This window comes from Vibrio sp. 947, assembly GCF_033339115.1.
Taxonomy (GTDB): Bacteria; Pseudomonadota; Gammaproteobacteria; order Enterobacterales; family Vibrionaceae; genus Vibrio; species Vibrio alginolyticus.
The window spans coordinates 135,320-158,483 of sequence record NZ_JAWOTX010000012.1; the positions used below are offsets into that span (position 1 = coordinate 135,320).

A 23,164-nucleotide genomic window follows, 5' to 3' on the forward strand; every position below is an offset into this window, starting at 1 on the left:
TAAATCAGCTTAACTGGCTTAGTGTGGGTGTAGTGTTGACCATGTTCATCCTATTTTGATACCGCACTAACAAATAGCATTAGAATTGCGCTGCTTCGGCAGCGTTTTCTTTTTATCTAACACCTGAGCAGCAATAACCTCACTCTATTACCTCACGTTTTCTCAAAATAGAATGATTCATTATTGATGGTGAATGTCGCTTGAATTTCACCTAAATCAACTCCATATCTAATATCAACGACAAGACACAAGGCAAGGATACTCTGATGCAATCCCCATTTATCGTTGAGATAACAGAACAGAACTTTCGCGAAACGCTTGAAGGATCAATGAACACGCCCGTTTTGATCCACTTTTGGGCCAACGCTCAGCCAGAAAGCGCACAGATACTCCCTGAGTTGCAATCTCTTGCTCAACAGTACAACGGTGCATTTACGCTTGCTCTACTAAATTGTGAAGATCAGCCAGCTTTAGCGTCTCAATTTGGCGTGCAAGTATTGCCAACTATCGCGCTGTTTATAAATGGTCAAGCCGTCGATGGTCTGGGAGGCCCCCAGCCAATTGATGCCATTGCTACCATGCTACAAAAGCATTTGCCAAGCCCAGATGAACAACTATTAAAACAAGTCAGTGAACTTCTTCAGCAAGGTGAGCATGCTCAGGCTTTGAGTATCATCCACACTTTGCCGCCAGAGCTGCAAGAGCGTGGTGATGTGAAACTCGCGATGGCTTATTGTTTGCTAGAAACCAAACAATTTGATATTGCCCAAGAACTACTGAACGCTATCCCTCTCGAGTATCAAGATAACTACTACAAGAGCCTAATAGCCAAGCTCGAGCTGCATTTGCAGGCTGCAGATAGCCCTGAGTTACAGCGACTAGAACAAGCATACGCAGCAGACATGGCAAACTTCGAACTCGCTTGTGAATTGGCGGTACAATACAACCAAGTTGGTCGGGATGAAGAAGCGTTGGAACTGCTGTGGAATATTCTTAAAAAAGACTTGGGCGCCCAAGACGGTGAAGTGAAGAAGACTTTTATGGATATTCTCAGTGCACTAGGTCAAGGTAACGCATTAGCAAGCAAATATCGTCGCCAGCTTTACTCAATTTTGTACTAAGCGCCGCATTCTTCTAGGAATAAGACAACAAAGGCCGGGATTTCCGGCCTTTGTTTTTTGTTAGAAGTCGCTATACAACGCTGGTGCTGCTGGCGGATACTCTATTGGTTGCCAACGATCATTAAAGGTGTACTTGGCATAAAGCATGAAATGGTTTGGTGTATAAAACTCAGAACGTTGTACATCGACTAACGCACCAAGATACCAACGTTTGCTGACTCGCTTTTCCACCGCCGCTTGCAACGACGTACCAAAACCACCACCCTTGTCTGACTCCGCTACTGTCGATAAGTATGGCGCGTCTTCCTTAGTCCAAGAGTTAGAGACGGATGCACTCAATTGATATGACCAAGAACTGTTGTATCGGCCATAAAAGTTGATAGGTAAAGACACCGAGAAGTAACTTTGCGGGCTGTAGTAGCCACCGTGACCTAGCGTGTACTCACCCAGATTTTTGTCGTAATCAAGGTACATTAAGTTCGTACCTATACTTAAACGCTGGTCATCCGTTGCAATTAACTTGTAGTACGCTCCACCTAGCACGCCTAAACGAGTGTTGTCCTCAACCTTTTCACCAGTCAAAACATGATACTGCAAGCTACTCCAAAAACCGTAAGGGCCACCAATGTCCCAACTTGAGCTCAACTTCACACCAGTACGAGCAACTCCGCCCCATTTAGTCCCTTGAGGGTCAGTCGTGCCGTTAGGGACAGACATTCCAGCATAAGAAAGCGCGCTACTGGTCTCAGGGCGACGCGAAGCTTCTGCCGTCCAACCGAACTCACCCAGGTCCCCATTGATGCGCACACCACCAACCCATGTGGTATGGTCGAAACCAATTGGTGTCGTGCCGATATCGACCAACCAATCTTCAGCCTGCCAGCCCACTCCAAATGCCATACCTGATGCGTCATTTTGGAACGAAGTGCTGTCAGAATCGGTGGTTTTTTCATAATAGTCCAACTGACCTGAATCGATAGAAACATAATCGGCTTTTAGCAACAGGTGCCCATCCCAGCTCTCTATCGGGATTCGGGCTTCTATGGGCACTTGATTCGAAGTATTACGGCCATCTCGTGCACTGTAATCCCAGCCAATCATGACATGCCCATCACTCCGATCATGCAGTTTATCGATGTCCGATTTGACGTTACGAGTCAACCAGTAGTCGTCAGCAGTATCATATAGCTCGCGTAAGCTTAGGGGTTCTTTTTTCGCCTCTTCAGGTTCACGATTTTTATCCATTCGGTCACGATTTAAGGCTTGATAGGCGCGTGTTTCAGCTAACGCCCACTGTTGATTTTCCATTGCTATAGACATGCTATTGCGAAATGCTAATGCGTCAGCATCAGGCATCGCATCCAACAACTGATTTAGCGCATTAGCGTCATTTCGATAGCCTTGTTGATTAAACACCGCGGCCACTGTCATCAACTGTGCCGCAGTTAAGCTATCGCGCTTTTTATTCAAAATGAGGTGCATGTCGTGATACGTCGCTTCATACCCAGTCAAAGCACTAGCTTGCAACATGCCAATTTCTGCTTGAGTTTTAAATGGCTCAGGCTTTAAAGAAACTTGTTCATACAAATCCAACGCAAGCTTAGGCTGTTGATTAACCAGCATCAGATCCGCTTGACTCAACAGTCGACGGGTTTTGAGTTCATCAAGCTGTAATGCTTCCGAAGCACTTAAATCTTGTGTTGCGGAATTTAATGCTAAGTCCGCGTACCAACGGTCAAAATCTTCAAAGTGATTCAAGCTTACCATCATGCTGCCGTAAGCCAGTTTGTCATCGGTTGACCAATCTTCTGAAAGCGAAATGTTTTGGAAAATCCTCTCAGCTTCCTTAACTTCATCAATGTCTAACCACGCACTCACTAGACGAGCGAGCGGTTGAATTTGACCTTGATAATCCGACTCTAGCGCACGTAATGTCGCCATTACTGATTCGGGAGAAGCTAAGTAACGCGTTTGAATGTCTCTCAACTGAGCATCAAGCTTCAAGCGGGTTAAATTGCGCTGCATTGCGTCTGTCATGTCATGTTGTGCGATACTCTCTAGCTCAGCGATGGCCTCATTCACGTTGAAGTCCTGCGCGAGATAAAGCGCGTAAGCAAATTTCATTTCAGGGTCATTACTAGATGTAGCCCAATCGGACATCAGCGTATCCGCGCGTACTTTGTCGCCCATTGAATGAACCACGTCAGCAATATCAAGCCTTAACCATGGGGAGGTTGGCTGTAGCGCAATCAATTCCTCTACGGACGCTTTCATCGTTACCTGATCATTTTGAGCGATTGCGATCCGCAGACGAGTCAAAATAACTTCCGACTTGATGCTCGCTATTTTTTCAGCGACCACTTTCTGCTGTGGGGCTGAGTAACTGCGCGCGAGCGCTTCCGCGCCAGACCAATCTTGCTGCTGAATACGAACATCTAAGCGACCACGCAATGCAGAGCTATTGCTGCTATCCAGTTGCAAAGCTTGTTTGAAAACCTTCTCTGCCGCGGCATAATTTTCTTGTACCAGATACAAAGAGCCTAATGATGAATAAGCATAAGGTTGGGATTTATCTACTTGAATCGCTTTTTGATAAGCGCTTTCTGCTTGCTTAAACTGGCCTTTTTCGACCAAGGCATCACCTTGATCAAGATACGCCCAATATTGAGAAGTCTCGATTAGCGCTGCCCATTTTGAGGCCGAGTCAGGATTATGATCTAAGTGCTGAGCCTGTTTAAAGTATCCGAGCGCTTTTTGTTGCTGCCCTCTACGTAGATAAACCTTACCCATAGCACCAAGCAATTCAGGATCTTGCGGACGAGTCGTCAACGCATAACGCAGCTGAGCTTCTGCTTGGTCGGTTTTATCTTCCTCGAGCAACGCTAACCCTTTGAGCTTGGCGAGATAAGTGGGGTCTTTGCGTAGTTCCTTTTCCTTTTTCCAGCGATCTTTCGCGCTTTGATTCGCTCTTTGTATCTCCATGTCAGACGGGTAGTAGCTAGCTAAGATGGCATATTGCTGAACAACTTGATCTGAAATAGGCAATTGATCCAATGCACGCAACCACGACGTTGCCGCATTTGTTCCAACCGAAGGAGCAAGCGCTAACTTTTTATAGGTATCGAGAATCCATGGATCAGCAGGATTCTCTTTGCGAATGTGGTTGGCTAACGCGAGTTGAAAAGACGGAACACTAGGATAATTTGCATTTAAACGTTCCAGTCCCTGTTTTACCGAGCTCCAACTGCCTGGCAAATTACTTTGCAACTGTAGGAATTCCAGTTGTAACGCTGGTGATGGCATTCCATTTGGGAAAAGGGCTTTGTAAGCTTGAATCGCTTCATCGTAACGACCAGATTTTGCAAGCAACTGAGCGCGCTGATAATCCGCTCTTTTCTCTCCCTGAATAGCCATAATCGATGACAAGTTTTTCGCTTGAGTCGAATGAGGCGCCTGTCTGATTAAGCGCTCAAATACCGGTTTTGCTAATTCTGGCTGCTTACGTTTCAGATACATATTCGCTTTATAGAAAAGCCCCGTTGGATTGCTTTCTTCAATCGCGAACAGCCTCTCCAGAGTACTCTCGACAATATCATCTCGGCCAATCGCATCCGCCAGTTTTAGCTGCTCAACCAACCACTCAACCGAGTCAACTCGTGCTAATGATGTGGAAAATTGAACCAGCTCGATAGGCTTGTAGACCTGTGCGAGCTGCGACTTTGTCAGAGGTTTTGAGCTAAAGCTTTCTGCATGCACAGTGCCGACGCCACCAGCCGCCAAAGCAACCAGTGGAATCCACCATAACACGTATCCTGTTACTGACATCTCTCGCTCCATACAGGAAGCAATTCACCTTGCACACCAAAACGGTAACGTTCTTCATGCCAACCAAGCCCAAATAGACTTAATACGTTGTCGTAATAATGATCGTTTTTGTCCACCACAAGTTCATTTTGAGCACGACGAAACTGCGTCTCCAACAGCGCAGATTCACCAGAAGCCGCGAGTAACGGAAGAGCCGCAGCAGAAAAACCTGCGCTTCCTGCTTGGGTATATTTACCCGTTTCAGTATTTACTTCTCTCGCTGGCGCACCAAGGGCTTTGGTTGCCGCGACAAACGGCTGCATTTTTTGTACTAATACTGCTTTTTCTGAAACTTGGTCATTTAGCATACCCGCCCAAAGATAAGTGCGGATCGCGTTGTAACTGCCCATCGGCCCTGTAACCACATCTGAGCTATAACGACCATTTCTCAATACTGCCCAGTCTGGGCTAAAGCCAGCTGGCATCGTTTTCTCTAGCATGTGAACACTTGCCTTATACATTGAGTCCCAGTTGTATTGCGGGTACAGCGACTGCATACGAGCAATCAGTTGTAACGGAACATAACTCGGATTCACACGGTACTGGCCGTCGGCATCAAAGCCCGTTGGAGCTGGCAACAATACCGTTCCAACTCCCGCTATGTTGACGGTTTCTTCACGTAAAATACGACTCGCGATCAGATGTCCAAGGGTCTGATAGTAGTAGTTATTCCATAATCTCCCCGCCTCAACAAGGGAGTAAGCTATCCACAAATCAGAATCTGACGCTGGGTTAGAATCCAAGACTCCGAACTGACCATTTTCTTTTCTTCCCCACAACCAAGCAGGAAGCCTTGCTGTCAAATCCCCACCAGCCAAATGTGATTGAGTCCATTTTAAAACCTGATCGAAGGTTTTAGGGTCATTGGCAACCAAGGCAAAGAACAATGCGTAAGATTGGCCTTCCGAGGTTGTAATCATACGCTCGTCACTGCCATCAACGACTCGGCCTTGCTCCATGTATACCGACTTAAATGTTTCCCATTGTGGCCACTCGCAGGTGTTAGCCCACAAGTAAGGAGACACGAACAACATAAGGAACGAGATGAGTTTTTTCATTATTCCTCTTCCTCAGTTTTTTCTAAACGTCTAGACGCGACTTGACGTAATACGCGCCAAAGCACAATGGTTACGATCACCACTAGCAAGGCGGCAAAGCACGCAACGATGACTGGGTGATTAGAGAAGTGATACCAAACGAGCTGCCACACAGGAAGCTTACCGACATAGTAGTGCGAACCCACGTTGTAGCTTGCTACTTCGTTATTTCTCAACGTCACCACCGAGCCAAACATGTGCTCCACTTTACCGGAGTCAGCCAACGCGCGATCAACCGACGAAAAATCTGACGGGTGAGCCGCCATAATAGAAATGACGCTGCGTTTTTTCGTAAATGGCGATTCTGCACCATAAATAGCAGCAAAAGAGCCTTCTGCCTCGACAGAAACATAATCTGCGGCGGCTTGACGAGCATCACTTGGACTCATCCAGTTCATTCCGAGCTGCTTTTCATTTTTGCTTGGTAGGCGAACTTGTCTCTGACCCTCTTTAACCACTAAGTTAACTTGGTCAGGATTATTAGCGGCTTCTTCTAATGCATCCACAACACCAATCGTCAGGATATCTTTATTTTTTAGTTGCTCAGCATTCCATTTATCTGTCAAAAGCACCTGAATACCTGGGTACCCAGAGTCACGTCCCAATGACCCCATGACGTTTAAGAAGGTTTGCAACACTTCTTTTGGAGCACTCTCTGGAACAACAATAGCAGTTTCTGACAAATCAGCCATGCGAGTGTAAGGAAAACCGGATGTAGCAAAAGCGCGCATGTTCGGCATTTCGATGTAGTGGGGGAAACCACTAAAATCAATAGTAGAATCACCATCAATAACCGCGTATTGCTTACTTGGCTGCGTTACCTGGCACTGCCCATCGGTCACCGAAGCAAAGCCAAATTCAAACTCGATTCGGTTTTGACTACCCACCTTAAAAGCCGGAATGCGAACAAACGTATCACCACTTAGAATGCCATCATCTAACAAAGGAACACGTATACGGTTAGATTCTCCACCTTGACCTTTTGTGGTTAGGTTGAACGCCTCAATGAATTGGTCATTAATACTCAAAGTCAGACGAGAGCCGGAATGATCCGCAGCAGGCGGTGAATAACGATAGTTAAGATCCATCGGTATACCACGGCTTTGCCAAGTAAAGAGATCGGGTGGTAAACGCAAACTCACATTGATTGGTGGAGGCGTTCGGCCTTCCACTTGCAGCATGCTTTTTTGTTCGACTAACTCAGACAATGCAACAGGACGAGCCGTACTCACCCAGTTTGGCGCATCGTACGGGACTCGTGGTTTGATTTGTTTGACTTCATTAATCTTCGCGATTGGTCCAGTAAGAAGTTGGTTTCCCAACGCCAAACCTTGCACCGCAATGTTAAGATCCTTACTGTCACGGCCTGTCACCAGAAGAAGCTTCACGTACGGGTCTGTTGGATGAGTGATGACTTGAAGACGAGGGCCATCCGTGTCTGGAAAATCTCTCAGAAACTCAGGTTTGTTGTCATTGGTAACAAAGACAATGGCGTTGCGCTTAGGTAACGTGTCGACACTAAAAGGGAATTGAGCACCACGCCAACCCGCAAGAGCACCAAAGTAAGAGCTCAAGACACCGGCAGCCTTGACATCATCTAAATCGTATTTGCTACCCATCACGACAGGCAGATTTAACTGGCTGAAATCACGGACATCAAAAAAAGGAGCCGGTAACAAACTCAAGTCACTTTCCAGCACTGTCTTTTGAGCAAGCATCTCAATTCGACTACTTTGGCTAATCTCAGCCCAAATGCTCGAGTCATTGGGGTTAGCACAGTCTTTCTGAGTATTCCCTATTAACTCAAAGCGAATTTGGTTGTAATTACTAAAGTAACGAGTGTCCAGCGGCATAGATAAGCTCAACTTTTTGCCTTGCTGGCCATCGACGATTGACGCTACTCCCATAAGTTCGTTGTTCAAATACACTTTGACGTGAGAAACCAAAGAGAGCAACGCTGGCGAAGGTGTGATATCAAAGTGCAACGTTGCTTTAGATACCACCTCATCGAGTCGCGAACCGAAACCAATATAAGCACTGGCCTCACTACCTTGGATAGCAATTGAACCACTGTAACCTAATTGACTAAATGGGATGACGCGCTTAAACACGGTCGAATCTTCAGCATCTTGCTGTGCCAAAGGCGTTGCTTGTTGCTGACTTACTTCTTGTGCCGCGAGACTGCACGACATACCCATGAGAGTGATAGCCGTTGTCAACGCTGTTAGTTTTTTATTATTTAGCATGACTTGAGGTCCTGATTGGGACATAACGAGGTCTTAGTGACCAAATAAATTCGATACAAAATAAAAGTGCATCCACACTGACCTGAACAAACTTAGGACAATGTTGCAGCAAGCGTTTGTATCCATTAAAGCCGACTTGCAGTACAGCCTGCATACTCGATAGAGGTTTATCTGATTGATAACCTTGTTGCCATTTCGCCCATGTATCTGCACGTGCAAATGTACATTGGACGTATTGGATTCGTTGTTGATGAGACAATTCGTTGAGTTGTAAACCAAATATCCCCTTATGAGCATAGGCAACCGTCATAGGGAACACGAATTCTTGGCCACCTCGATTGAGGATCACTTCTAAGGTTTGACCGAGTAAGTAAGCACAGGTTGGTTCATCGACCCCGTCAATTTCTATGCGCACGCCCCCCAAAGAGAAATCCTTCATCTGCGCTTGTATTAAATGCCCAGAATTAAGCCTAACCGCGACAGGAATCGCCACCTCTACTCGGTGATCTTTTCGCACTTGTTTAGCTTCTACTGCAACCGCAACGGCAGCACCTAAAATCAACAGGTTGTACATCGTCCATACGAGATTCACGATAACTGTACCGATTTCATTTTGAGGCCCCCACCCCATTCGGTAAATCCCTACAGCGAAGCCCAAAATGTTGAGTGCAACCAAAACCAAATATGGTCGAGAGATCACCCAATCGTAGTGAGACTTTTCAACCAAACCGCCTTTTGCCGTTACGTTGAATGTCCCTTTATGGGGCGCAAACAAAGCCACCGTTGTTGGCCTTGCGATATACCAAGCAAGCACGGTTTCGTATACCTCACCCCAAAACGAATAACGGTAGTCACCCTGCATACGAGAGTTGGTCATGCTGGCGTGAATCATGTGGGGTAATACGTACAAAATGATCGCCAGCGCTGGTGCATAAATCACGTAGGAATGCAGCAACAAATAAGCCAAGGGTGCGATCAGGAATACAATCCTCGGGATACCAGATAGAAAGTGCAGCATGGCATTGACGTAACAAAGCCGTTGAGAGAGCTTAAGCCCCTTTCCAGTCAATGGATTATCTACCCTAAATATCTGCGCCATCCCGCGAGCCCAACGAATGCGTTGCCCAACATGTGCAGACAATGTTTCTGTCGCCAAACCAGCAGAAATCGGCTGCTTAAGATATGCAGAACGATAGCCTAAACGGTGCATGCGCAGAGACGTGTGCGCATCTTCCGTCACGGTTTCGACTGCAATACCACCGACTTCCTCTAAAGGCTCTCGACGTAAAATAGCGCACGAGCCACAGAAGAAAGTCGCATCCCATAAGTCGTTACCATTTTGAATCAGGCCGTAAAACAAGTTGCCTTCGTTTGGCACGTTACGAAAGTTCGATAAGTTACGCTCAAAAGGATCCGGTGAGAAAAAATGGTGCGGCGTCTGAATAAGCGCCAACTTTGGATCTTTCAGGAACATCCCCATTGTGAGCTGAAAAAATGCTCGTGTAGGAATATGGTCACAGTCAAAAATCGCAACAAACTCACCGCTGGTCTGCTTCAACGCATAGTTAATGTTACCGGCTTTCGCATGTTCATTCGTTGGGCGGCGGATGTAGTTCACCCCTACACTTTTGGCGAAATCTCGGAAGCTATCACGCTTGCCGTCATCCAGAATGTGGATGTTAAGTTTGTCTTTCGGCCAATCGACACCTAACGAGGCATAAACCGTCGCTTTCACAACATCGAGATCTTCGTTGTAAGTAGGGATCATCAAGTCAATGGTTGGCCAAGTTGACTGATCCGGTGGCATCGATACTGGTTTGCGATTCAATGGCCAGATATTTTGGAAGTAGCCAAGCATCAGCACAATCCAAGAATACGTCTCAGCTAGAAGTAAAACGCCCCCTAGAAACAAAGCAACAGGATCGTCCCAGTTCAGGGTAGACGAATAACGCCACCACAAGTATCGACATGAGGCCGTAACCGACAAGATGATCAAAAGCATGGTAGGAAAACGACCCGGCATGCGACGGACCATCATCGCTAATGCCCAGAGTAACAGCACAAAGACAGTCTGAGCCAGATAACCAAATGGCACCGTAAAACAAAGCAAAGCGATTAACACCACGAAAAACAACAAGGTGTAGTTCAACGCCATCGCTGACTTACTTGCTTTAATACGCTCTCGAACTTGTGGATCTTTGATGTTGTTCGCTGTCTGTTCTAACCAGCGGACGCCTTTTGCAACCAATTCAAATGGCAAGTAGAACGCATTGCGAATTTGCTCGGCTAAAGTCATCGCTAAGCTGCTGGTTTTTTTGGACCATGCTGTATTTACGTTTTGCCTGAAGCAAAGCAACCACACGCTTTGGATAATAAAACGTACAGGATCAAACCATCTTGGCGCAGCAAAATTAACGTTTGGATAGTAAACCAAAGGCAGTTTCCATGAGGGAACACCCGAAATAACCGGCTTTAAAAATACAAAACTCAATGAAAACCAAAAAGACAAAGCACACTCACCAACCCAGTTTGTTTTACAATTCCAGGCTTGCTCGTAAGCGTTCTTCTGCAGTCTGAATTGGTCCACTACCCAACGTTGGAAAATCAGATTAAGACTTCGCATAAATTAGCTTTGGTCCTGAGCGCTTGATAACGCTGATACACACCAAAAAGCAAAAGACTGAAAATCTTTTGCGGCTTGGCTCGATGGCGAATAGTGTTGAACGGTCGTCAGGTTTGCCACACATTCAAGCAATGCCGTATCTCGATGAATCGAAACAGGAATCAAGGATTCGCTAAGTTCCTTTTTCAGCACCAACATGAAATCACGACCAATTTCGGTTTCTGGCTGATATTTATTCACCAAAAAACGTAATTTATCAGAGCGAAGCAATCTCGATAGCTCTTCATGTTGTAGCCAAGATTGAAGAGTGAGATAACTCAAGGCGTCTGCCGTTACCACCACCACAATCATATCCATTGAGTCGACAAAAGATCGCACTTCAGGATCAGTAAGCTCTGCTAAGTCGGCGTGAAAAAGCAGCCACTGTTCACCACGGTTTTCGCTCACTTGCAACGTCGTTTCACCTAACATTGATAGATAGTGAGAACGCTCATTAAAAAACGCTTTTAACTGCTCAGAATTCAGATGGCCAAACGGTAAAAAAAGTGCACCTTGTGGGCTTTCATAACCAGCCTGGGTCCAAGGCTTATCTAAAAGAAGTTGTTTCGCCCAGCCTCCTTGCTCTTCCCTCGGCAAGCCAAGATGAGCTTGCAGTAAACTATTAGGCACCACCTCAATGGCCAGTACCTGTTTATTTATCTTAACTAACGCTTGTGCCAAATTCGCAGCGACGGTCGTTGAGCCACAGCCGCCTTTTAAACTAACAAATAGAAGGCGCTTCATATTGCTTCCGTTTCTGAATTTTTCTGCGTATTACGTACCAAAGATAGAACATTACGAGCACCGTTGGCTTTGAAGACTTGCCACTTATTTTTAACTTGTACGTAAGACTCGTTTTCTGTTGTTTCAATATACGTGTATTGAGTTAAGTTATAAGAAGAGTAGATCGAATTAATATCTTTTGCAGACTCAGTCATAGAATTTTTCACAATGTAACGGAGCTTAAACTGAGATAACAGCAATCCCGCCACTATCATTTTCAGTATAAATTCCATTGTTAAAAAATTGACGCATCGACCTATGCGTCTCATATTTATAGAACGATGATGAATGTGAATAAGTTTATTTATAGCCCATATAAATAACAAAGGCCTAAATAATATTTAACTTCAGAAAAAGGATTACAATAATGAATTGTTACCATCCATTTAATACATATAAGAAATTTAAATATTTTAAATGATAATCATAGACTTAGAGACTATTGATTTTAAACTCATAAACATCATGTGAAGCACATGCTATAACTATTTTAATTTCTGATCAATTTCGTTTAATATCTTAGCGTCATTTTCTTGTCACTAAGAAAATCAAAATTGTAACGATTAGCATACAACGGATTGTGAGCTTCACAAAACACATTAAGTTATTGATTTAAGGCTCTTTATGTCATCACTCTCTGAATCATCTGCTATTAAAAACGAACGAGAGATAAACTCTGTTTATGTAAACTTATTTACTCATAAACAGATGCTTATTGATTATTTGTTCAGTACACTACCGGAAAATGACAACACTTCACTTACAAGCTTTACAGACAAAGAAACTTTTTTGTCCACATTGAATGATGAAGCCTTAATGAAATTCAATGACTTATCTAAAACCTACCTTGAACAGTGTTTTTTTCTTAGTCATAAATTCACAAAAAAAACGCCCAAAGCTATAAATCTTGCTAAAGACATTCACCAAACGAACATAAAGAAGTTTTCTACATGTCTATTAGTTGTTCCAGACTCGCTACTATCATCAACTAATGATGATTTTATAAGTGTCTTTCTACAAAGCTTAAATGAGCTGGCAAATAATAAAAAAATCACTATTAGTGTTTGTATATATGGGCATCTGACGACTTCACTATTAAAGCCCATTCTTATTTCTCACAATAGACACATTGCAGGTTTGGCGACCATGACATCATTAGATGACGCTCGCTACTGCTATCTTGTGGATTTTTGGTCCAATAAACACGGTGTAATTACCCAACACGAATACATTCTCACTAAAACTAAAGATAAAACACTAAAAGCAACGTCTTATGAAACGCATCAATCTCATGTCATGCCAGAAGACAAATCGGATAGCGATAGAATCTATGTCAGCAGAAGAGCTTTCAGAGAAAGCGTGAAAGCCCCAAAAGGGATGCGTGTGGCAGAGAGCAATCAAGGACTCATAGCGATGCTAGACAACCTTCGCTCTTCAACGATTATTTTCAGCTGCGATAACCAAAGCGAAGTTCAACAGATCGCGTTAGATTGCTACCGTTTAAGGTCCGCATATGGCCGTCGACTAAAGATTATTGTCAGGGAGACCCAACAATGTCTGAGATATGCAGATGAAAAGTTCTTGCTTCGCGCGGGGGCAAACTTCATTTCTCACGCGCAAATCCCCCACATGCGCTTTATGACTCAGGTTGAAGCAATTCAAGGCCAAATGCTTACACGCCCAATTCCTGAAAGTTTAGAGGCGCTCTTAAAATATGACTTTGAGTTTGGTAGCAAAGGCTACTTACAAAATCAGGACTTTAGTCAATACTGTATTGACGTCATTTCCCACTCAACACACTCAAGTGTGAACTTTGCACTTATAAAGCTGAACTTATTGCCAGGTATGACTGCAGAGGAATGTTTACGTCTTTGTCATATTCGAAGAGATGGCGACGTTGTGACAGCCTGCAACAAAGCTCTATATGTCGTGTTCAGTGCTATTCGACAAAGCGATATTGATATTGCGCTAAACAATATATTTGAGTTCCCAGTGAGAGACCTATTTCACTCGACCCACACGTTTGATACCCAACTAGATATCGAAACAGAGTTAAAATTCATCGTTCAAGATGCCGCTGTCATATCCGACGACGTTTCAGCTCTGGCGACAGAGAGGAAAATATTCCATACCGCCACTAACTCCATTACTGATGTTCCTCCTTTGTTTGCTGTGAAAAAAACCATTGATCTCAAGGAACGTTCATGAATATTAACGATTTTTTACTGACCGTGTGTATCAGTTCAGGTATTGGCCTACTCCTAGGATACTTTCTACGTGACCTAGTAAACGCTACCCGACGCTTTTACCACAAACACTTAAAACGCTCGCGCTATTTTGAGCTAGATACATCAGCCACTAACACCAAGAAGCTTAAGTAATGACATCGCATTCTCATGACTCTACCCCCCTCACTATAGGATTGGGCTGGTGGAACATTTACTTTATCGCAAAAACAGCGCTCTATTTTCAAGGAATCATCGATTTCCACCCAATGGAAAACTTTGCGCTGTTGATCTTCATCCTGCTTCCTATCTCGATGAAAAGCCTAAATGCGGTGCGCCATATCGTTTCATTTGTCGCCGCAGCGTGGCTCTTGCATTATGATTCTTATCTCCCTCCTCTAGACCGTCTTTGGGCTCAAGCGGGACAGTTAATGCAGTTTGAATTGAGTTATCTGGTCGAGCTTTTGGGACGATTTTTATCATTCCAAGCAATACTCGGATTGCTCGCTTTGTGTGGTGCGTACTTTATTTTGAGCAAGTTTGTTAGGGTTTCAGTCTTTGTGGTTATTGCGATGGTCTATATAAGTATGCCAATGACGACTGAACCTCAGACAACAGTGGCTGCAGAAGTAACTCAACAACAGCCGACAACCGAGGTTACTGCTGGCAAACAACCTCAAATAACGGAAATTAATGATGCCAGTCTCAACACGTTAACTGCAGATTTCTTTGCTAAAGAAGCTTCCCGACGTGTGGCATTCGATACAAACAGCGCAATGGATGCTCCTTTTGATTTGCTGTTCTTGAGTATTTGTTCGGTCGCGTGGGATGACATCGAAATTGCAGGACTGGCTGATCATCCGCTGTTCAAAGAGTTTGACATCATGTTCGACAATTTTAGCTCCGCTACGTCATACAGTGGGCCTGCTGTCATTCGTCTGCTACGAGCCAATTGTGGTCAACAAGAACACAGTCAACTGTTCCAGCCAGCACCATCAAAGCAGTGCTACTTGTTCGAAAGTTTGAAAGAACTAGGCTTCACAGAAAATTTACTGATGAACCACAATGGTGTCTTTGATAGCTTCCTTGAATTGATCAAAAAAGACGGCGACTTACAAGCGGCTCTTATGTCTCAAGAAGACTTAACTCCTTACCAAAAATCTTTTGATGGCTCTTCGATCTTCCGCGATAAGCAAGTATTGGATAACTGGTGGCAGCAAAGACTTAACAGTAGTGATGACAAAGTCGTGGCACTCTACAACTCAATTTCACTACATGATGGCAACAGGATCATCAATGCGAACTCAAGCACATCTATTGCTAGCTACAAAATGCGCCTTAAGAATTTGCTTGATGACCTCCACGCGTTCTTTAAAACCTTAAAGTCCTCAAAACGCAACATCGTTGTCGCTTTGGTACCAGAACATGGTGGTGGTATGCGAGGAGACCGCATGCAAATTTCAGGTATGCGAGAAATTCCTGCACCGACAATCATTCATACACCGGTAGGAATTAAAATCTTCGGAGAAGGAATTCAGCGTCAGGGCGACACCGAACACGTAAGCGAGCCATCTAGCTATCTGGCATTGTCGCAGCTCGTTTCGAATATCCTGGATAAAAACATTTATCAAAGTAAGACGTTTAGCCCTTCAATATTGACAGAGAACCTACCAGAAACACGAGTTGTCGCGCAGAACTCAGGCTCTACTGTGATTGAAGTACAAGGGAAGTATTATGTTTCTCTTGATGGTTCAAGTTGGATTGAATACCCCGCAAAATAGCGAGAGTAAAACCATGCCATGACAAAGGCCGGTGTTTCCGGCCTTTGTCATATAAAAAACCAATAACCTCTCAAAGGTCTCAGAACTTCAATTGTCTATTGTCTATAAATAGGTAAAAATGGATCGAACATTATGCACTTAAGGGAATAACTCATGCCAATTGATTCACTGATCACCATCGGTATTTTCGTCGTTCTTGCTGTCGTTATCTTATCTTCAGCCATTAAAACGGTTCCGCAAGGAAACAACTGGACAGTTGAACGCTTCGGACGCTACACCCACACATTAAAGCCGGGTTTAAACTTGATCATTCCATTCGTTGATAAAGTTGGTCAAAAAGTAAATATGATGGAGCGCGTTCTCGATATTCCTGCGCAAGAGGTCATTTCAAAAGATAACGCTAACGTGGTTATTGACGCTGTCGGATTTGTTCAAGTGATCGATGCTGCCAAAGCGGCTTATGAAGTCAACGATTTAGAACACGCTATTAGAAACTTGACCCTTACCAACATTCGTACCGTTTTAGGTTCAATGGAACTGGACGAAATGCTGAGCCAACGCGACATGATCAACTCTAAGCTGTTGGCGATTGTTGACCAAGCAACAAACCCTTGGGGCGTAAAAGTCACACGAATTGAGATTAAAGATGTCCAGCCACCAGCCGATCTGACCGCTGCAATGAATGCGCAAATGAAAGCCGAGCGTAATAAGCGTGCGGAAATTCTTGAAGCAGAAGGGGTTCGCCAAGCTGAGATATTAAAGGCCGAAGGTCATAAACAATCAGAGATATTAAAAGCTGAAGGCGAAAAGCAGTCTGCTATTCTCCATGCAGAAGCACGTGAGCGTGCCGCGCAAGCAGAAGCAAAAGCGACTTACATGGTTTCCGAAGCCATTGCAAAAGGTGACATGCAAGCCGTCAATTACTTCATTGCACAGGGTTATACCGAAGCGATCAAAAGCATTGGTCAAGCCGAAAATGGTAAAATCATTATGCTTCCATTAGAAGCAACCGGACTAATGGGCTCGGTTGCAGGGATAGCAGAAATGTTTAAACAGCAAGATAAAGAATAATTTATGGACTTTTTTAGTTTGTTGGAAGGTATCTCTTTCTGGCATTGGCTAGCGTTTGGCTTTGCTCTTTTAGCAGTTGAGCTACTTGGTACCGCAGGGTATTTTCTCTGGCTCGGGATGTCTGCACTTATCGTTGGAGCACTCATGACCGTTTTGCCAATGAGCTGGCAATTGCAATGGCTTTGCTTTGCAAGCTTCAGCTTAATCACCACCTGGCTTTGGTGGCGACGACAATGGTCTAAAGACAAGCAAGAAGACCAAGAAAGAGATCTGAACCAAAAGTACAAGCAGTTAATTGGGCGTACTCTTATCCTTGAAGAAGACTTTTCCGTCGGGCTCAATCGCATCAAGGTAGCCGATACCACATGGTCCGCACAATCGGATCAAGCACTTCCAGCCGGTACCCGCGTAAGAATCACCGATGTTGAAGGTATTATTTTAATCATTGAGCCTGATTCAAATTAATTTATGCCAAAGTAATGGGGCAAATCATGCTCCATTACTTTAATCTAAACAACTGCTTTCATTTCATTACCTTAATTAAAATCGAGAAAAAAATAAGTATTAGTAATATTATTAATACCCTACCTACCATTTCCTATTATTTAATTATTCAACACACGACAATCAATAAGATAGAAATATATCTAGGTAAATTATCGATCTAAATTTATTTTAAAAAATAAAACTTTATTGAATTATTTTTTGATCTTTTTATCCTCGGATACATACTTAACGCATAAGCATTTAAGTTGAGTGCTTTTTATTTGGTAAGTAAGAGGATGTACTATGAATAAGCTTCTCTTTTTAATGATGTGCGGTATTTTTTCTTTTTCTTCCTTTGCCTACAACAACGGAAACGGCGGTACAACTAATTTGGGACCTATAGTCGAATGTAAGATGCCAAGTGGCGACGTTACGAATATTCCAAGTGAAATGTGTCGATTTAGAGGTGGGGAATGGGAATAGTAAAGAAGTAAGAGCTTAGTTTGATATAAGAGCCCTTTTCAACCTTACCTTTCTGCGTAGTCACGGTTTATACAAGTACGTAGATATTTAAAGTTTATATTGAGGTGATGATTATGAGATTTTTATCTGGTCTATTAGTAATATCTTTTGCCATAATTCCGTTAACCACTCATGCTAATGGTGCATCCGGTGGTCGTACGATAGGCCCAGAGATAAAGTGTGAGTTGCCAAACGGTAAGGTACATATGTTGCCACCGTTATATTGCAAAATATACGACGGCCGAGAAGTGAAATAGAAAAGGAGCCTAGCGGCTCCTTTTATCATTTCACTAAGTATTAGTGGAAGCTGTAAGGGATAAGAACTTGTAGACGTAAGTCTGTTTCATCCGCATCGCCAGCACCTGCGTACTCATCACGTTCTAGGATTGTACCGTGTAAACGAATGGTAGAACCTTTAAGCGCGCCACTTTGTAGTGAGTAAGATACTGTTGCGTTAACTGCGTATTCGCTTTCGTAATCCCAGTCACCTGATGCTCCGCTTGCTGCAGAGTCAGCGCCAGTACCGTAACCAAAGCCTAGGTAGTAGTTCCAGCCGTTACCTTGGTTGTAAGATAGACGGTTGTACCATGCTAGCTCACCCGCTTTGTTCCAGTCAGATAGCGCGTCCCACCACTGAGACCAAGTACCATTGTTCATACCATATGTATGAATAGTACGAGGAACGAAGTCCGCACGGTTATCTGTGTCTGTGTAGCGCAACTCAGACATCCAAGCTAGCTTGCCGAAAGATTGATTCAAAGATAGACCAGTGTGGAAACCTAGACCATCGTATTTCACATCATCGTCAACACCGTAGAAATCAAATGCTAGAGTTGTACGGTCACTAACAGTGTACTTCAAGTAAGCCTTGTAAGAAGTGTTGTCAGTTTCGTTGTGGTAGCTAGTTACTTGACCTGCACCCCAGTCAACACCATTTGCATATTGAACGCCAGTAGCTTGACCCAAACCAAGTTGCATAAACAGGCTGTCAGTTAGGTTACCATTTAGACCTAGAGAGTGTAGGTAGCTCCATGACGTGTCAGACCAAAGCGCTGGTGCGTAATCATCTTCGTGAAGCAGCCAAGGTGCTGTAAATTGGTCTGCGCCAAAGTAGCTTAGGTTGAAATCACCAAGTTTAGCGTTCAGTTCGAAACCACGGTAAGTACCAGGTACAAAGCTCCAAACGTTACCGATTGTACCGTTACCACCAGCCTGTAACATACCGAAACGAGCATTAAAGTTTTCGTTTGCTTTGAATTTCAGCGCTGCTTTGTAAACTTTAAGCTGCTGACCATCACCTGCACCCCAGTCTAGGTTGTTACAAGTTGAGATTTCGTTACATAGGTAGCCTTCGTTTGAATTGTAAAGACTATCGTTGTAAAGATCGCCAGAGTAGTAAGCCGCAACATCTGCGCCCACCCAACCATCGTGGTAGCCAGAAGTGAAGTCTAAAATTGCGTTGTAAGAAGAGTAGTTTAGACGACTCCAACGGTCACCATTTTCACCGCCGGGCTTACCTGTTGTACGAGTTCGTGAACGAGTATCAACTATGAATAATGCATTCAGACTTGAGTCTTGCATAAATTCGTTCACTTTCTCTACGTACTCGCCACCTGCTGCACTTTCAGTAGACGCTGTAGCTGGAGCGACAGCAACAACACCAAACATTGCTGCGGTTAACGCTGAAACCTTAAAAAATTTGTCCATGGAAAAACTCCTAAAAATGGATATAGCTGTATTTTTCTATCTCACCTTTAGTTGGCCGCCGAAGGAGAGAAGTAAATTCCTGATCAAACCTCATTATTTCTAATTTGGCTTTTTTTAGTTCCTGCATACACACCGTGTATCCACGTGATTAAGACTAACTTCGCAGCTAAAAACATCCAAATGGAACTTATTTTTTTTCTAAAAAAATATGAGCCACTCCAAAGTTCCATATAACTTATTGATCCAGATCTTATTTTTAACAACATCAACACAACACAATAAATTATTATTTAAAATCAAACACTTAAATTAAACTTAAAAGTATCAACTTGAAGTCACTCGCAGACTAAAAAAGCCAAAAAAACCAATAACCCAAGGTTCGATCTTGATCACTGAAAAGAACAAAGGCATCAATTACTCAATAAAAAAACACTTAATTATGAACAAGAAAAAGCCCCACATGCTTACCATACGGGGCTTTTAGTTATTTTTTAGCTTTTTTGAGAAGACTTAATTCATCAGTTCGAGTAAGTCTTGTTCTGTTTTAATTTCGATACCCAGTTCTTGTGCCTTTGCGAGCTTCGAACCTGCATTTTCACCAGCAAACAAAATATCGGTTTTCTTAGAAACACTACCCGTCACTTTAGCCCCCAGTGCTTGGAGGGCTTCTTTGGCTTCTGTACGCCCCAGTTGAGAAAGTGTTCCCGTTAATACTACTGTTTTACCTTCTAATGGTAATTCCCCCACCTGCTCAGTAGTATTAATCTCTGGCCAATGAATTCCTTGTTCAAGCAAATCTTTAACCACCGCTTGGTTCTGTTCTTCACTAAAGAAAGTCGTAATATGTTGAGCAACCACAGCACCGATGTCTTGCACTTCAATCAACTGCTCTTCGGTAGCATTTTGGATCGCTCCCAACGTTTTAAAGTGCATTGCTAAGTTTGCTGCGGTTGCCTCGCCAACTTCACGGATCCCCAGTGAATACAAAAACCGAGGTAACGTTGTCTCTTTGGATTTTTCTAACGCATTCACAATATTCTGCGCAGACTTTGGCCCCATGCGATCTAGTACGGTTAAAATCCCCGCTGATAACTTAAATAAGTCAGCAGGAGTTTTCACCATCTCACGATCAACAAGCTGCTCGATCACTTTATCGCCTAAACCGTCAACGTCTAACGCTTTACGAGAAACAAAGTGTTTTAGCGCTTGTTTGCGTTGGGCTTGGCAAACTAAGCCCCCCATACAACGTGTTACCGCTTCTCCTTCGATCCGCTCAACATGCGAACCACAAACAGGACACTGAGTTGGGAAAACAATATCTCGAGCTGTTTCTGGTCGACGCTCTTTGATGACAGATACGACTTGCGGAATAACATCGCCAGCACGGCGGATCACAACGTGATCACCAATCTTGACCTGCAGACGTTCTATCTCATCTGCGTTATGAAGCGTCGCATTACTTACCGTTACCCCGCCAACAAATACAGGCTCTAGTTTAGCAACAGGTGTAATCGCACCAGTGCGACCGACTTGGAACTCCACTTCATTCAGTGTCGTCATTTCTTCCTGTGCTGGGAATTTGTAGGCAATCGCCCAACGTGGAGCGCGAGCAACAAACCCCAGACGCTCTTGCACGGCAATATCGTCAATTTTAATAACGACACCATCGATCTCATAAGGGAGGGCATCACGACGCTGCAATATATCTTGGTAGTAAGCTTTTACATCCGCCAAGCTTTCAACTCGCTTAGTTTCCGGGCACATCGGCAGTCCCCAAGATTTGATTTGCAAAAAGCGTTCGTAATGACTTGCTGCCAATTCTGCGCCTTGCACCACGCCTACACTGTATGCATAGAAGCTAAGCGGACGAGAAGCCGTAATACGTGAATCCAATTGTCGTAAGCTACCTGCCGCAGCGTTACGTGGATTCACAAAGATTTTCTCGCCTTTCTTCCTTGCTAATTCATTGAGCTTTTCAAACCCAGCTTTCGGCATAAAGACTTCACCACGAACTTCAAGACGATTTGGCCAGTCATTACCCCTGAGTTTTAAAGGAATAGCTTTAATCGTACGCACATTCTCTGTGATGTTTTCACCCGTAGTACCATCGCCTCGAGTGGCCGCCTGAACTAACACGCCATTCTCATATAACAAACTTACGGCGAGTCCATCCAATTTAGGCTCACAACAGTATTCTTTCACACTCTGGCTGCCCACGCGCTCTTGTGCGCGCTTGTGGAAACTATCAAGTTCACTATCATCAAACGCGTTATCAAGCGAAAGCATCGGTACTTCATGTGTCACTTGGCTAAACGCAGAAAGAGGTTGTCCACCGACACGTTGGCTTGGCGAGTCTACGGTTATTAAGTCAGGGTTCTCAGCTTCAATATCCAGTAACTCTCGCATTAAACGGTCGTACTCGGCATCAGGGATCTCTGGGTTATCTTCCACGTAGTAACGCACAGCGTGGTAATGCAACGACTCTTTTAGTTCTTCTAGTCGCTGAAGTACTGATTCAGACATAGTAAAGCCCCGTGTATTTTCAATCGGTGAGGTTGGGAAATCCAAGAAAAAGGGCTCCATCCGGAGCCCTATTATTATTTGCTGTTAAGATTATGCGTTAGCGGCAGTAAACTCAACTATTTGACGTCGATAAGATGCTAAACGATCTGGCGTCATTAAGTTGCGCTGGTCATCAAGTACGTTACCACCTAAGTCATCAGCAATTTGCTGCGCAGTTCGAAGCATTAAGTTGAAGTTCTGTTCAGCCTCGCCATAACAAGGCAATGTCATGAAGAATGAAATACCCTTCGTTGTAAACTCAGCAGGATCAGCATGCTCAAACGTACCAGGGTGCATCATATTGGCGACGCTAAACAGCACTTTGCCGTTACCGGACAAGTCGACATGACGGTGGAAAATATCCATCTCGCCATAAATTAAGCCGTTTTGTTGCATACTCTCAAATAAAGCAGTACCAACAAATGGCTCTTCACCAGCACAGTGCACATTCAATACAATCACTTGCATTTCAGGTTCTGGCTTTGGCTCTTCCTTAGGCTCTGCAACGACAGGCTCACTAACCGTTTCGACTTGCTGTTCTTTCTTCGTAATATCAAACGCGGCGGGAATAACGTCTTCTTCCACAGCAGGCTGGAATGGCTCTTCAGCTACTGTTGCTTGAACAACAGGCTCAACGTCCTCTTCTTTATCTTTTTCTGCAACAAATGAAGGGATGTCATCCGGCTCCTGCTGCGTCTGTTTGACTTCAGATGGACCACCGAATAACGGGTCAGATTCAAACTTGTTGTCGAAAGAGCTCGCCATCCCAAAATCTGGTTCTTTGCGATCTTTGCGAATGATCTCAAAGTCATCTTCAGGAGCGGGAGCGAAGTCTCGTTCTTTTTCAACAAGATCATTTTTGTCTTCTTGGTCAACATCCAGCTTACCAAGTGGCTTGTTACCAAACTTTGCTTTGCCTTCTTTTTTACTGCTCCATAAACCATGAAACAGTAATGCCGCGATGGCTAATGCGCCAACAACAATGAGTACGAATCGCAATTCCTGCATTATTTACTCTCAATATACTTGTTTTTACT

The 23,164-nt window shown here is 44.0% G+C and carries 17 protein-coding genes; 8 read left to right on the forward strand and 9 right to left on the reverse strand.

Annotated features, from left to right (window positions below):
- Positions 1–266: 266 nt before the first annotated feature.
- Positions 267–1,121 (forward strand): co-chaperone YbbN, encoded by an 855-nt coding sequence (locus R7Q39_RS16420; RefSeq protein WP_318076452.1) that lies wholly within the window; start codon positions 267–269, stop codon positions 1,119–1,121.
- A 60-nt stretch (positions 1,122–1,181) separates the two neighbouring features.
- Here the strand turns inward: R7Q39_RS16420 and R7Q39_RS16425 are convergent, their stop codons facing one another.
- Genes R7Q39_RS16425 through R7Q39_RS16450 form a run of 6 tightly spaced genes read right to left on the reverse strand, consistent with a single transcriptional unit; the run spans position 1,182 to position 11,928 of the window.
- Positions 1,182–4,946, reverse strand: coding sequence for a cellulose synthase subunit BcsC-related outer membrane protein (locus R7Q39_RS16425; RefSeq protein ID WP_318076453.1), 3,765 nt, complete (start codon positions 4,944–4,946; stop codon positions 1,182–1,184).
- Positions 4,937–6,043: a cellulose synthase complex periplasmic endoglucanase BcsZ gene (gene bcsZ / locus R7Q39_RS16430; RefSeq protein WP_054575226.1), complete on the reverse strand. Its 1,107-nt coding sequence runs from the start codon at positions 6,041–6,043 to the stop codon at positions 4,937–4,939. Before bcsZ ends, R7Q39_RS16425 begins: the two co-directional genes overlap by 10 nt.
- A complete protein-coding gene (gene bcsB, locus R7Q39_RS16435; RefSeq protein WP_318076454.1) occupies positions 6,043–8,328 on the reverse strand; it encodes a cellulose biosynthesis cyclic di-GMP-binding regulatory protein BcsB in 2,286 nt (761 codons plus the stop codon). The genes bcsZ and bcsB overlap by 1 nt, the downstream gene beginning before the upstream one ends.
- Positions 8,318–10,951 carry a UDP-forming cellulose synthase catalytic subunit gene (gene bcsA, locus R7Q39_RS16440; RefSeq protein ID WP_318076455.1) on the reverse strand — a complete coding sequence of 878 codons (2,634 nt, stop codon included), beginning with the start codon at positions 10,949–10,951 and terminating at the stop codon, positions 8,318–8,320. The genes bcsB and bcsA overlap by 11 nt, the downstream gene beginning before the upstream one ends.
- 3 nt (positions 10,952–10,954) lie before the next feature.
- Positions 10,955–11,734: a cellulose biosynthesis protein BcsQ gene (gene bcsQ, locus R7Q39_RS16445; protein ID WP_025767000.1), complete on the reverse strand. Its 780-nt coding sequence runs from the start codon at positions 11,732–11,734 to the stop codon at positions 10,955–10,957.
- Positions 11,731–11,928 (reverse strand): hypothetical protein, encoded by a 198-nt coding sequence (locus tag R7Q39_RS16450; protein ID WP_021034149.1) that lies wholly within the window; start codon positions 11,926–11,928, stop codon positions 11,731–11,733. Before R7Q39_RS16450 ends, bcsQ begins: the two co-directional genes overlap by 4 nt.
- Before the next feature lie 469 nt (positions 11,929–12,397).
- Between R7Q39_RS16450 and bcsE the strand changes: the two genes are divergently transcribed.
- From bcsE to R7Q39_RS16485, 7 genes are all read left to right on the forward strand, one after another.
- Positions 12,398–13,981 (forward strand): cellulose biosynthesis protein BcsE, encoded by a 1,584-nt coding sequence (gene bcsE / locus R7Q39_RS16455; RefSeq protein WP_054576691.1) that lies wholly within the window; start codon positions 12,398–12,400, stop codon positions 13,979–13,981.
- Positions 13,978–14,154: a hypothetical protein gene (locus R7Q39_RS16460; protein ID WP_172797322.1), complete on the forward strand. Its 177-nt coding sequence runs from the start codon at positions 13,978–13,980 to the stop codon at positions 14,152–14,154. Before bcsE ends, R7Q39_RS16460 begins: the two co-directional genes overlap by 4 nt.
- Positions 14,154–15,779: a cellulose biosynthesis protein BcsG gene (gene bcsG / locus R7Q39_RS16465; RefSeq protein ID WP_318076456.1), complete on the forward strand. Its 1,626-nt coding sequence runs from the start codon at positions 14,154–14,156 to the stop codon at positions 15,777–15,779. Before R7Q39_RS16460 ends, bcsG begins: the two co-directional genes overlap by 1 nt.
- A gap of 153 nt (positions 15,780–15,932) precedes the next feature.
- Positions 15,933–16,850: an SPFH domain-containing protein gene (locus R7Q39_RS16470; protein ID WP_005382060.1), complete on the forward strand. Its 918-nt coding sequence runs from the start codon at positions 15,933–15,935 to the stop codon at positions 16,848–16,850.
- A gap of 3 nt (positions 16,851–16,853) precedes the next feature.
- Entirely contained in the window at positions 16,854–17,315 is a 462-nt protein-coding gene (locus tag R7Q39_RS16475; protein ID WP_017634826.1) for an NfeD family protein, read from the forward strand.
- Between the two features lie 324 nt (positions 17,316–17,639).
- Positions 17,640–17,819, forward strand: a complete 180-nt coding sequence (locus R7Q39_RS16480) for a hypothetical protein (RefSeq protein WP_086046573.1) — start codon at positions 17,640–17,642, stop codon at positions 17,817–17,819.
- Positions 17,820–17,932: 113 nt separating this feature from the next.
- Positions 17,933–18,115: a hypothetical protein gene (locus tag R7Q39_RS16485; RefSeq protein ID WP_318076457.1), complete on the forward strand. Its 183-nt coding sequence runs from the start codon at positions 17,933–17,935 to the stop codon at positions 18,113–18,115.
- A gap of 40 nt (positions 18,116–18,155) precedes the next feature.
- On the opposite strand, the gene R7Q39_RS16490 is transcribed toward R7Q39_RS16485, so the two are convergent.
- The 3 genes from R7Q39_RS16490 to zipA all read right to left on the reverse strand — a co-directional run bounded on the left by R7Q39_RS16490 (position 18,156) and on the right by zipA (position 23,135).
- Positions 18,156–19,565: a hypothetical protein gene (locus R7Q39_RS16490; RefSeq protein WP_005382055.1), complete on the reverse strand. Its 1,410-nt coding sequence runs from the start codon at positions 19,563–19,565 to the stop codon at positions 18,156–18,158.
- Positions 19,566–20,075: 510 nt separating this feature from the next.
- Positions 20,076–22,088 carry an NAD-dependent DNA ligase LigA gene (gene ligA / locus R7Q39_RS16495; RefSeq protein WP_017819968.1) on the reverse strand — a complete coding sequence of 671 codons (2,013 nt, stop codon included), beginning with the start codon at positions 22,086–22,088 and terminating at the stop codon, positions 20,076–20,078.
- A gap of 90 nt (positions 22,089–22,178) precedes the next feature.
- Positions 22,179–23,135 (reverse strand): cell division protein ZipA, encoded by a 957-nt coding sequence (gene zipA, locus R7Q39_RS16500; RefSeq protein ID WP_318076458.1) that lies wholly within the window; start codon positions 23,133–23,135, stop codon positions 22,179–22,181.
- Positions 23,136–23,164 lie beyond the last annotated feature (29 nt).